Below are 12249 nucleotides of genomic sequence, written 5' to 3' on the forward strand. Positions count from 1 at the left end.
CACTGCCAGCGACGGCTTGCTGCGCATCCGCCATCGAATGGGGCTCCTATTTACGCCATTTGATTGTGCTGATGACCGCTTCCAGGTCCCGACGTGCCTGTTGCGTGGAACCCGGGTCTAGTTGCACCGCATAAATGAACGCGGCAGGCCCGCAAATCACGCGAGTGGATGCGTAAAATTTTCCTTCAGATGTGCTCATCTCGTCCGATGACTCATACTCGACGTAAGCATCCGTGCGCTTGACCGGTATACGCGCGTCCAGCGGCGTTGCGGTAAAGATGTGCAGCCGTTTGAGATCTGCATAGTCGCACGTTGGTGGGCAGGAAAGCTCACGTCCCACTTTGCATGCCTCAAGGACCAGCATTGGAAGCCCCTTCTCCTTTGTCTTTTTTGAAAAGAAGCGCCCTGCTCTATCTATCTTGTTATACCACCCAGGCTGTGGCGCTATTGAAAAGCCGCCCATTTTCACCCTGTCCGCCGCATGCGCTCCGGAGACGCAAGCGAGGGTGATCGTGATAAGGATCGCACAGGCTTTCAAATTCCTTGAGGCTGATTTCATGACTGGTTTTTTCCATGGTGCTGCGCTGCCGGCAATTTGCCGAATCGCCGCTGTTGCTTGCGGATTCAATAGGTGGCCGCCCGCTCTGTTACTGCGAAGCGAAACCACCGCCGATGCGTTCACCAGTGTGCGTTGCAAGGATAAACGGCTGCCATCCGCCTGGCGGATCCCACTCGCCGCAGCCTTCGATATGCGTCGGGGTGACGCAGTGTACCAGCACGCCGTCAATGCCGAGATCGGCGGTTTTCCATCGTAGCTCGCCGTCCGGCCCGAAGGCGAACAGCTCGGACTCGGAGCTTGCCAGGATGCGGAAATCCTCGCCGGACGTTTGTAATTGCGCAGCATCGTAGAATTTGGAAAAATACCCGTCCATCTGGTGTATCACCACGTCTTCTGTCACGCAATCGACAATGAAGATGCGCCCTCCGTAGCCGATATACGCTTTGGTACCGTCCATCCGGACTGCCTGGAAGCAGATGCATTCGACAGCAGAAGCCACATCGATTCGCAGGCGAGCGTCGCAATCCCAGCCCACGGCAACGCTCGCGGCGATCGCAGCCCCAGGGCGATCAGCTCCTACCAGAAGGGATCTGGTAAACAAGGATACATCGTGTTCTTCTAAAAACGATATCGTCATGGTTTCTTGCTCATGAATTCTTGCAATCACATTGCCGGCAAGCGGCGGGTTGAGATCAGTGCGCGGAAGCGGGTATCGCGGCCTGGGTGGCCGGCGCCTCGTCCTTCACCAGGCACCACAAGGCCGCCGACATCGCCAGCGAGGCGCCGCAAATGATGTACAAGGTGCTCTGGTCCGGCACCCGTTTCAAAACGAAGCCGACGCCGGTGGACATCAACTGCGGCAGCACCACCGACAGGTTGAACACGCCCATGAAAAAGCCCATGCGGCTCTTGTCCACCTTGTCGCTCATGATAGCAAACGGCAGGCTGACAATGGCGCTCCAGCCGATGCCGACCACCGCCATCAGCGCGTACAGCATCATTGGCGTGCGCGCCGTGGCCGCAATCAAGAAGTACCCGACCGCCATGATGGCGACGCAGCCGGCCTGCGTGTGCACGCGCCCGATCTTGCGCGCCAGGGGCGCGAGCACCAGCGCCGGCAGCAGGAAGCCGACCGTATTCATGATCGCGAAGGCGAAGCCGATAATCTGCCCGCTCATGTCGTTGGCCGCCTTGGTTGCCAGGCCCGCCGGCACCAGATGCTGCTGAATGAAGCCATAGGTGTAGACGAACATCGACTGCACGCCAAGCCACGCGAAGCCATGCGCAATATAGATGCGCCACAGCTGGCCCCAGTCGGCCTTGGTGGCCGCTGCCGTCTCGGTCTTCTTGACCATCTCGCGTTCTTCCTTGATGAAGAACATCGGCACCACCGAGAATACGAGCACGATGCCCGCGCCGACCGAAATGAGCATGTCGTTGCCCACGGTCGCGCCGATCAGGTAGGCCATCACGCCAAAGAAGCCCGAGATGGTTTGCATCCAGGTGTAGCCGAGCGTGCGCGCTTCGCCTTCCGGCGTCACGTCGGCAATGATCGAGCGGGTCGGGTTGAAGCTGATATTGATCGACAGGTCCAGCGTCAGCGCGACAATCACCGCCACGATGAGAATATTCTTGATGCCCAAGAAGTCGCCAACCACGTCGATGCGCGGCAGCAGGAACACCATCAGTGCGGCCAGGGTGCCGCCGATCAGGATGAAGGGCCGGCGCCGTCCGCCCCAGAACCAGGCATCGTCGCTGATCAAGCCGATGATCACCTGGCCGAAAATCCCGGCCATTGGTCCCGCCGCCCAGACAATGCCGATTTCATGGATCTGGAGGTTGAAGCGCGTGCTCAAAATCCAGCTCAGGGCCGAAATCTGGATGCAGAGCGCGAATCCCATGGCCGTCGACGGCAGGCTCAGGGTCGCATAAAAAAGGTTATTCAAGCGCTTCTGCATGTCCAGCATCATGTCCCCATCTTGTTCTGTTATTTGACTACAAAACCGTGAATTTGTTGTGTGATTTACCCGGCTTCCTGCGGCGATTCTACTATGGAACTGTTTAGATTGACACTTAGAAATCGCCATGTTATTTTCCTACAAATATAATGCGTAGCCAAACGCCTGGAGACTCCCGATGCAGATGCAATTCCCGCCGATCAAACCGCGCCTGAGCTTCTGGCAGTTGTGGAACATGAGCTTCGGCTTCTTTGGCATCCAGTTCGGGTTTGCCCTGCAAAACGCCAATACCAGCCGCATTTTCTCGACCCTGGGCGCGAATGCCGACGACCTGCCGCTGTTCTGGCTCGCCGCGCCGGTGACCGGCCTGCTGGTGCAACCGGTGATCGGCTACCTGAGCGACAATACCTGGCACCCGTTCTGGGGCCGCCGCCGTCCCTTCTTCTTCCTCGGCGCCTTCCTCGCCACCGTCGCCATGTTCCTGATGCCAAATTCCTCGTCGCTGTGGATGGCGGTGTTCGTGCTGTGGATGATGGACGCTTCGATCAATGTGTCGATGGAGCCGTTCCGCGCCTTTGTGGGCGACAAGCTGCACCCGGTCCAGCAAACCTCGGGCTTTGCGATGCAAACCTTCTTCATCGGCTGCGGCTCGGTGATCGCCTCGCTGCTGCCGACCATCTTCACCGAGTGGTTCAACGTCAGTAATATCCCGGTCGCCGGCGGCATCCCGGACACGGTGCGCTACTCGTTCTATGCCGGCGGCCTGGCCTTTATCGGCGCGGTGTCGTGGACCGTTATCACCACCCGCGAGGCGCCGCCGGAAGACATGCAGGCGTTCCGCGCCGAGGTCGAAAAGCGCAAGGGCACCTTGACCGCGCTGCGCGAGATCCTTGGCGGCTTCACCACCATGCCGCGCACGATGGTGCAACTGGCGAGCGTGAGCTTCTTTTCGTGGCTGGCGCTGTTTACGATGTGGGTCAACACCACCCCGGCCGTGGCCGAAAACGTCTTCGGCACGGTCGACGCGCAGTCGGCCGCCTTCCAGAGCGCCGGCAACTGGGTCGGCGTGATGTTCGCGGTGTATAACGGCGTGTCGGCCATTGCCGCCTTTATCCTGCCGGTGATCGCGCGCCGCACCAACCGCAAGATGACGCACCTGGCCTGCCTGGTCATCGGCGGCATCAGCCTGGCCAGCATTTTCTTCATCACGCAAAAAGAGATGCTGCTCATTCCGATGGTCGGCGTCGGCATCGCGTGGGCCAGCATTCTCACCGTGCCGTATGCCATCCTGGCCGGCGCGTTGCCGGCGCAGCGCATGGGCTTTTACATGGGCGTCTTCAATTTCTTCGTCGTGATCCCGCAGATTATCGGCGGGGTGATTCTTGGGCCGATCAGCAAGGCCTTGCTGGGCGGGCGTCCGGTGGCGACCTTGCTGCTGGCCGGGGCGTGCATGGCCATCGGCGGCTTGCTGACCGTGTTCGTGACCGATAAAGGCGAGCAGAAAACCTAAGGTGGCGTCGAAATTTTCCTACCTGTCGTATCGTATTGTTAACAGACAGGAGTAAAAATGACCATCCACACAGTAAACACCACAGCATTTTCCGGACAACGCCCCGGTACGTCCGGCTTGCGCAAGAAGGTCAGCGAGTTCCAGCAATCCGCTTACCTCGAAAACTTCGTGCAGTCGATCTTCAACACGCTTGGCGACTGCGCCGGCCAGACGCTGGTTGTCGGCGGCGACGGGCGCTATTTCAACCGCCACGCGATCCAGGTCATCCTGCGCATGGCGGCGGCACATGGCTTTGCCAAAGTGCTGGTGGGGCAGGGAGGCATTCTGTCGACGCCGGCCCTGAGCTGCGTCGTCAGGAAGCGCGGCGCGTCCGGCGGCATTGTGCTTTCGGCCAGCCACAATCCCGGCGGACCAGATGGCGACTTCGGCATCAAGTACAACATCGCCAACGGCGGCCCCGCGCCCGAAAAAATCACCGATGCCATTTACGGGCAGACCAAGGTGATCACCGAATACCGCACCAGCGACGCCGGCGAGCTCGATCTCGATGTCATCGGCGGCGCGCGCATCGAACAGATGGACGTCGAAGTGATCGACCCGGTTGCCGACTACGCAGCCCTGATGGGCGAGCTGTTCGATTTTGCGGCCATCAAGGCCCTTTTCGCGGGCGGCTTCACGATGCGCTTCGACGGCATGCACGCCGTCTCCGGTCCGTATGCGCACGCGATTCTCGAAGGCTTGCTCGGCGCACCCACCGGCACGGTCATCAACGGCACGCCCCTGGAAGACTTCGGCGGCCACCATCCCGACCCCAATCCCGTCAATGCGGCCGAACTGGTGGCGCTGATGTCGGTGCAAGACGCGCCGGACTTCGGGGCGGCGTCGGACGGCGACGCCGACCGCAACATGATCGTCGGGCGCGGCATCGCCGTCACGCCCTCCGACAGCCTGGCCATCATCGCCGCCAATGCGGGCGTCGCACCCGGCTACCGCGGCGGCATCAAGGGCATCGCCCGCTCCATGCCCACCTCCACCGCGCCTGACCGGGTGGCGCAAGCGCTCAAGGTGCCGTGCTACGAAACGCCGACCGGCTGGAAGTACTTCGGCAACCTGATGGACGCCGGCATGGTGACCCTGTGCGGCGAAGAGAGCTACGGCACGGGTTCAAGCCATATCCGCGAAAAGGATGGCTTGTGGGCGGTGCTGTTCTGGCTTAACCTGCTGGCCGCGAGCGGCAAGCCTGTGGCGACGCTGGTGCGCGAGCACTGGGCGCGCTTCGGCCGTAATTACTACTCGCGCCACGACTACGAGGCGGTCGAGTCCGTGGCGGCTGAAGAACTGATGACGCACCTGCGCGAGCAGTTGCCCACACTGGCCGGCCAGGTCATCGACGGCTACACTGTCGATCTTGCCGACGATTTTGTTTACAAGGACCCGGTCGACGGCAGCATCGCCAGCAAGCAGGGCGTGCGCATCGTGATGACCGATGGCTCGCGCATCGTGTTCCGCCTGTCCGGCACCGGGACCGAAGGCGCCACCATTCGTCTTTACCTCGAACGCTACGAGCGCGACGTGGCCATGCACGACATGCCGGCGCAGGAAGCGCTGGCCGGTCTGGCGGCGCTCGCCGACCGGCTGGCCGGCCTGCACCAGCGTACGGGGCGCGACCGGCCGACAGTCACCACCTGATTCACCACAACCAACAGGGAATACATGAAATTTTCCGCACTTGCAGTCTCACTGGCGCTCACTTTCGGCGCTGCCCACGTCAGCGCCGCTCCGCCCGTGGCGCGCACCCCGTTTGTGTGGGAAAACGCGACTGTGTATTTCCTGTTGACGGACCGCTTCAACAACGGCAACAAGGCCAACGACCTGGCCTACGGCCGCAAGGCCGACGCCGCACCGCTGCGCGGCTACATGGGCGGCGACCTTGCTGGCGTGACCGCCAAGATCAAGGAAGGCTATTTCAAGGAGTTGGGCGTCGATGCGATCTGGATCACGCCGCCGGTCGAGCAGATTCATGCCGGCACCGATGAAGGCACCGGTAAATCCTACGGCTTTCACGGCTACTGGGCGCGCGACTTCACCAGCATCGACGCCAACCTGGGCAACGAAGCGGACCTGCAGGAACTGGTCGACACCGCGCACGCCAACGGCATCCGCGTGCTGCTCGATGTGGTGATGAACCATACCGGGCCGGTCACGGCATCGGACCCGGTATGGCCGAAGGACTGGGTGCGCACCGCACCGGTGTGCGCCTTCAAGGATGCGCGCACCACCATCGACTGCACCTTGGTAAAGAACCTGCCGGATTTTCGCACCGACGCCGACCGCCCGGTCGCACTGCCGCCGGCGTTGGTGGCCAAGTGGAAGGACGAAGGGCGCTACGAGCGCGAAGTGGCGAGCCTGGATGCCTTCTTCAAGGAGACCGGCTACCCGCGCGCGCCGCGCTACTACCTGATGAAATGGCACGCGGACTGGGTGCGCAAGTACGGCTTCGACGGCTTCCGCGCCGACACGGCCAAGCATGTCGAGCCGCGCGTGTGGAAGGAGCTGAAAAAGGTCGCCAGCAAGGCCTTCGATGACTGGAAGCGCGACAACCCGTCCAAGCGCCTCGGCGACGGCAAGTTCTACATGACAGCCGAAGTCTATAACTACTCGCTGCGCCACGCGCACCAGTTCGACATGGGCGGCGAAACCTTTGTCGACTTCTACGACAATGGCTTCGACAGCGTGATCAATTTCAGCATGACGTCGGACGCCAGGGGCGGCTACGACGCCATGTTCGGCCGCTATGCAGCGCTGCTGGCCGGGCCGCTGCGGGGCTATTCGGTGATGAATTATCTGAGCTCGCACGATGACGCGGCGCCGTTCGATCCGGCGCGCACGCGTCCTTACGACTCGGCGGTCAAGCTGCTGCTCTCGCCGGGCGCGGCGCAGATCTATTACGGCGACGAGACCGCGCGCCTGCTCACCTACCCGGGTGCGAAGGGCGACGCCATGCTGCGCTCATTCATGAACTGGGATGAACTGGCCAGCAACGCGCAGCGCGACGGGTATCGTATCGCGGAGGTGCGCAAGCATTGGGGAATCATCGGCCGCTTCCGCCAGATGCATCCGGCGGTGGGCGCGGGCGAGCACCGCAAGCTGCAGGCGACGCCGTATGTGTTTGCGCGCACCTACGAGAAGGATCGGGTCGTGGTGGGGCTCGATCTGTCGACCGACAAGTCGACGCCGATTGTGGTGGCGCCGATTTTTCGGGATGGCGAGTCGGTAACCGATTACTACTCGGGCAAGAAGGCCGTGGTGGCGGGTGGGAAGGTTGATTTCCACACCAAAAACGGCATTGTGCTGATCGCGAACTGACTCCCAAGCCACTAACGTAGGAGCCGTCGTCCCCGCGCAGGCGGGGATCCATAGCACCTATGAGCCGAGGTGCCATGGATTCCCGCCAAGGGGGCCGCCGAGGCCGGGAACGACGGTAGTGGCATTTCATACATTTCATGCAATAGGGTATGCTACGCGCGACTTCCCGAACTGTCCGAAGTGACCGCGATGACCAAAGAAAACGATTCAGAACAAAAGTACAGCCGTACCGCCTATGCCGACGGCCCCCGGCTGCTGGCCGACATTGGCGCGACCCACGCGCGCTTTGCCCTCGAAACCGCGCCCGGCGTCCTGCGCTCGGTGCGTGTGCTCAAGTGCGACGACTTCCCCGGCATCGTCCCGCTGCTGCATACCTACCTGGCCGACCACGCCGGCATCCGCATCAATCACGCCGCCTTCGCCCTGGCCAATCCGATCAGCGGCGACATGATCCGCATGACCAACCGCGACTGGCAATTCTCCACCGATGAAGTGCGCCGCGAACTGGGCCTGAACACCCTGCTGATCGTGAACGACTTCACCGCCCTGGCGATGTCGCTGCCCGGCCTGTCCGGCGCCGACTTGATGCAGGTCGGCGGCGGCACGCCGGCCGCCAACGCCGTCATCGGCGTGGTGGGACCGGGCACCGGCCTTGGCGTGTCCGGCATGATCCCGACCGTCGACGGTTTCGTCACCCTTGGCAGCGAAGGGGGCCACGTCAATTTCGCCCCGGCCGATGAACGCGAATTCGCGATCCTCCAATACGCATGGAAGGAATGGACGCACGTGTCGAACGAGCGCCTGATCTCCGGCCCCGGCATGGAACTGATCTACCGCGCGCTGGCCCAGCGCAACGGCGTGCAGGCCGCGCCACGCACCTCGCCCGAAATCATCACCGGCGCGCTGGACGAGAACGACGCGCTCTGCCTCGAAGTGCTCGAGTGCTTTTGCGGCATGCTCGGCGGCGCCGCCGCCAACCTGGCGGTCACGCTCGGCGCCTTTGGCGGCATCTTCATCGGCGGCGGCATCGTGCCGCGCATGGGCGAGTGGTTCCTCACATCGCCGTTCCGCGCACGCTTCGAAGCAAAGGGCCGCTTTTCGTCCTACCTGGGCCAGATCCCGACGTACGTGATCATGATTCCTAACCCGGCCTTCATCGGCGTGGCGACGATCTTGTCGGAACATCTGCGCGGTCGCAGCGGCGCAAATACGCTGATGGAGCGCGTGCAGCATTTGCAGCACGAACTGTCGCCCGCCGAACAGCGCGTGGCCACGCTGGTGCTGGAACACCCGCGCAAGGTGCTGGGCGAGCCGATCGCCGAAATCGCGCGCCTGGCCGACGTCAGCCAGCCGACCGTGATCCGCTTCTGCCGCTCGCTGGGATTTTTGGGCCTGGCCGACTTCAAGCTCAAGTTCGCGAGCAGCCTGACCGGCACCATCCCCGTGCGCCACAGCCAGGTGCGCGTGTCCGACAGCACGCACGACCTGTCGGCCAAGGTGATCGACAATACGGTGTCGGCGATCCTGAAATTCCGCGACCAGCTCGATGTGGTCTCCATCGACCGCGCCATTGCGCTGCTGCGCAAGGCCAACCGGGTCGAGTTCTACGCCATGGGTAACTCGCGCGTGGTGGCGCTCGATGGCCAGCACAAGTTCTTCCGCTTCCGCATTCCCACCTCGTCGTATGGCGACTCGCACTTGTTTACCCTGGCCGCCGAACTGCTCAAGCCGGGCGACGTGGTGATCGCCATTTCCACCTCGGGCCAGTTGCCGGAATTGCTGGCCGCCGTGGATGCGGCGCGCGCCACCGGCGCCGATGTCATTGCGATCACCAGCAGTAAATCGGCGCTGGCGAAGCGGGCGACTATTTGCCTGGCGGTCGATCACAGCGAAGACAGCACCAGCTTCCTGTCGATGATCTCGCGCGTGCTCCAGCTGCTGCTGATCGATATTCTGTCGGTCGGGATTTCGCTCGGCGCACAGGGCATTGACTCGGCCGATCACGATAAGAAACGCTCGCTGATCTCGCACCTCGATATTTAACTCTACTCCACGAACACCACGGCGCTGCGGGCGGGAATGGTAAAACGTCCCGCCGCGCTGTCGAAGGTGCTGGTCGCGGCGCGTTGGTCTGCCGCTGTGGGCGCCGCATGCACCGGATGCAGGCGCAGGCGCTTGCCGCGTAGTTCCGCCACATCCAGGGTGTGCGCCACCTTGTCCACATTGATGAAGTACGCCACGCCGGCGAAACCGGCGCCGGCGTAACCCTTGCCGTCGATATGGGCCGCGATCACGGTGGGAACCTGCGTCGACCCGGTATTGTAGAAGCGCAGGCGCTGCCCGATGTCCTGCGCGCTGCGCATGCGGAACAACGTGGAACTGGCGCGGATTGACAACAGGTCCCGAAAGGCATCGCGCGTAAAGGCGATATCGGCCGGCGTGGGCTTGAGCGCGGCGTTCGCCAGCAAGGGTTTGATCAGCGCATAGTCTTTGCCGTTGTCGTCGGCTGGCGGCGCGCCGGCGCCGAAGTAGTTATCCTGGTAGGTCCAGTCGATGCGGTTGAACCAGTCGCCGGAATTGAAGCTGTTGCGGTCCAGCGACTTCGAACGCAAGGTGTCGATCCCCGCGTGGAAGTAGGCTACCCCCTGGCTGAACGCGTTGATCGCCGCCCCCAGCACCTGTACCCGCGCGCGTTCGGCGCCGGTGGTTGCCAGTGGCAGCTTGTACACGTTCATGTCGTACAGGGTCTGGTTGTCGTGGTTCTCGACGTAGTTGACCGCCTCGCCCGGTTCGCTGGCGTACCCCGCCGGCTGGCCGTTGTAGTCGATGGCGGCCAGTGGCAGCGTGCTGTCCTTCCAGGTCTGCATGACGTAGCTGCGCACCGAACCGGCCAGCCCCACGCGCACCATGTCGGCCGCCTGCATCAGGTCCGCCGGCGCTCGCTCGCCAGCGACCGCATTCGGGTCGTACACAAGGCCGTTGATGTAGCCCTGGCGCCGGATCATGTCTTCTCCCGTATCGGCCGCCGAGCCGCCGCGCACATGGTCGCGTGCGCGGTCGCTGAAGGTGCCGATGCCGCTGCCGTTCAACGACAGTTGCGACGCCTGCACGAAGCGCGCGCCGTCGGCCACTTCGCCGAAGTTCCAGCCTTCGCCGATCAACTGCACGTGACGTCCGGCGGCGCCGTTTACGCGCGCCTGCAACTGCTCCATCACCGCGCGCGGCTGGTGCCCCATCAGGTCGAAGCGGAACGAGTCGATCTTGTACTCACGCGCCCACAAGGCGGCCGAGTCGATCATCAGTTTGCCCATCATGCGGTTTTCGGTGGCGGTGTTGTCGCAGCAGGTCGATTGTTCGACGCCGCCGGCCGCATTCAAGCGGTGGTAGTAGCCGGGCACGATGCGGTCGAGGACCGATTTCTCCTTCTGGCCGGAGGCGAAGGTGTGGTTGTAGACCACATCCATGCCGACCCGCAGGCCGGCCCGGTGCAGGTTCATCACCATCTGGCGCAGCTCGACGATGCGGCGCGCGCCGTCAGCCGCATTGCTCGCGTAGCTGCCCTCCGGCGCGTTGTAATGATACGGATCGTAGCCCCAGTTGAAGCAGTCGGTCGCCGCCGTCCGCCTGACCAGCGCCTGCTGCGTTTCGCCATCGGCCGCGCCTGTGGGAGCAGGCTGCGCGCAGCCGCGCTCCGGAATGCTGGCGATGTCGTACACCGGCAGCAGGTGGATGTCGGTCATACCGGCGCGGGCCAGGGCGGCAAGGTGCTTCATGCCGTTCGAACCGGCTTGGGAAAAGGCGGTGTACTTGCCGCGACTGGCCGCCGGCACGGTGGCGTCGTTGATCGAAAAGTCGCGCACGTGCAGCTCGTAGACCACCATGTCGGTCTGCGCCTTCACGGTCGCGGGCGGCGTCGATTTGTCCCAGCCGGCCGGCTTGAGTCGCGCCGACGCAAGGTTGGCGATATAGCTGCGTTTCGAATCGGTTGTCAGGCTGACCGAGTACGGGTCGGTCACCATGTTGCGTACCAGGCCCGCGCCATCGGCCACCACGTCGACGGCATAGGTATAGTATTTCCCGGATATGTCGCCTTTTCGCGTGGCGCTCCAAATGCCGGTCGCGGGGTCGAAGCGCATCGCATCAAGCGCCTTTGCGCGCCCGCCGCCGCTGTCGTAGGTGCAGACGGACACGCGTTGCGCGGTCGGCGCCCACAACTTGAAGGTGGTGCTGCGGCGCGATGGCGTGGCGCCGAGATCGTCCGCCGATTCCGCAGCCGCGTAAAGATCGTCGAGCGCGCCCGCCGCCTCCAGCCTTGCCGCCGCGCGTACTTTTCCGTTGGCGTCTTCCTGCACCAGCACCATCTGCTGGCGATGCAGGCCGGGCAGGCGCGCCAGGTCGGACGCCGCCACGGCGAGCACCACGCCTTTGCCGACGTACTTGAAGCGCTGCGCCACCTCGGGCGCCAGCGCGCCGCTGAAAGCGGCGAGCGACAGTGCGCCGGCAGCGCCGCCGACGATGCCGCCGGTCGGCGCGACGATGCGCCCGTCGGGCGAGTAGTACAGCCTGAATCGCCCCGAGTTCTCCACTCCAGGCCACTGCGCAAGTCGTCGGTCCAGCCAGACGGCGCGCGCCTCGATGCCGCTGCGCGCCGGCCGCACGATCGTTTGAAAAGCGCCGCTGTCGCAGACCGCTGTCGTCTGCGCGGCCGATGCCGACGCGCTCGCGCCGGCGAGAACTGCGGCACTCAAAAGTGAAAAAGTCATCTGGCGTCCGGTGTCGTCGTTATAGAAGCGCCGGGACAGCGAGTATGTTTGCTACACTTCGATTTCGCCCAAGCCCCCGATTTTTGCATATTA

The 12249-nt window shown here is 63.2% G+C and carries 8 protein-coding genes; 4 read left to right on the forward strand and 4 right to left on the reverse strand.

Annotated elements, in window-relative coordinates:
• Positions 1–46: 46 nt before the first annotated feature.
• Genes F0185_RS01495 through F0185_RS01505 form a run of 3 tightly spaced genes read right to left on the reverse strand, consistent with a single transcriptional unit; the run spans position 47 to position 2505 of the window.
• Positions 47–697, reverse strand: a complete 651-nt coding sequence (locus F0185_RS01495; protein WP_167220925.1) for a hypothetical protein — start codon at positions 695–697, stop codon at positions 47–49.
• Entirely contained in the window at positions 648–1196 is a 549-nt protein-coding gene (locus F0185_RS01500) for a hypothetical protein (RefSeq protein WP_167220927.1), read from the reverse strand. The genes F0185_RS01495 and F0185_RS01500 overlap by 50 nt, the downstream gene beginning before the upstream one ends.
• Positions 1197–1251: 55 nt before the next feature.
• A complete protein-coding gene (locus F0185_RS01505) occupies positions 1252–2505 on the reverse strand; it encodes an MFS transporter (protein WP_229476660.1) in 1254 nt (417 codons plus the stop codon).
• Positions 2506–2695: 190 nt separating this feature from the next.
• Here F0185_RS01505 and F0185_RS01510 point away from each other — a divergent pair, with 190 nt between their 5' ends.
• From F0185_RS01510 to F0185_RS01525, 4 genes are all read left to right on the forward strand, one after another.
• The gene (locus tag F0185_RS01510; protein ID WP_208296716.1) at positions 2696–4027 is read left to right on the forward strand and encodes an MFS transporter; all 1332 of its coding nucleotides are present in this window, start codon (positions 2696–2698) and stop codon (positions 4025–4027) included.
• 57 nt (positions 4028–4084) lie between these two features.
• Positions 4085–5716, forward strand: a complete 1632-nt coding sequence (locus F0185_RS01515; RefSeq protein WP_167220929.1) for an alpha-D-glucose phosphate-specific phosphoglucomutase — start codon at positions 4085–4087, stop codon at positions 5714–5716.
• 24 nt (positions 5717–5740) lie between these two features.
• Positions 5741–7393, forward strand: coding sequence for an alpha-amylase family glycosyl hydrolase (locus tag F0185_RS01520; protein WP_167220931.1), 1653 nt, complete (start codon positions 5741–5743; stop codon positions 7391–7393).
• Between the two features lie 189 nt (positions 7394–7582).
• On the forward strand, positions 7583–9436 hold the full coding sequence (locus F0185_RS01525; protein ID WP_167220933.1) for a glucokinase: 1854 nt from the start codon (positions 7583–7585) through the stop codon (positions 9434–9436).
• Between the two features lie 2 nt (positions 9437–9438).
• Here F0185_RS01525 and F0185_RS01530 read toward each other — a convergent pair whose 3' ends face one another.
• On the reverse strand, positions 9439–12156 hold the full coding sequence (locus F0185_RS01530; RefSeq protein WP_167220935.1) for an alpha-1,6-glucosidase domain-containing protein: 2718 nt from the start codon (positions 12154–12156) through the stop codon (positions 9439–9441).
• Positions 12157–12249 lie beyond the last annotated feature (93 nt).

It is taken from the genome of Massilia rubra, assembly GCF_011682065.1.
In the GTDB taxonomy this organism is placed as follows: domain Bacteria; phylum Pseudomonadota; class Gammaproteobacteria; order Burkholderiales; family Burkholderiaceae_D; genus Telluria_A; species Telluria_A rubra.

Bases quoted from the DNA above. Each gene is read 5' to 3' on its own strand.
- F0185_RS01500 (WP_167220927.1), bottom strand. From the start codon at position 1,196: ATGACGATATCGTTTTTAGAAGAACACGATGTATCCTTGTTTACCAGA.
- F0185_RS01510 (WP_208296716.1), top strand. From the start codon at position 2,696: ATGCAGATGCAATTCCCGCCGATCAAACCGCGCCTGAGCTTCTGGCAG.
- F0185_RS01515 (WP_167220929.1), top strand. From the start codon at position 4,085: ATGACCATCCACACAGTAAACACCACAGCATTTTCCGGACAACGCCCC.
- F0185_RS01520 (WP_167220931.1), top strand. From the start codon at position 5,741: ATGAAATTTTCCGCACTTGCAGTCTCACTGGCGCTCACTTTCGGCGCT.
- F0185_RS01525 (WP_167220933.1), top strand. From the start codon at position 7,583: ATGACCAAAGAAAACGATTCAGAACAAAAGTACAGCCGTACCGCCTAT.
- F0185_RS01530 (WP_167220935.1), bottom strand. From the start codon at position 12,156: ATGACTTTTTCACTTTTGAGTGCCGCAGTTCTCGCCGGCGCGAGCGCG.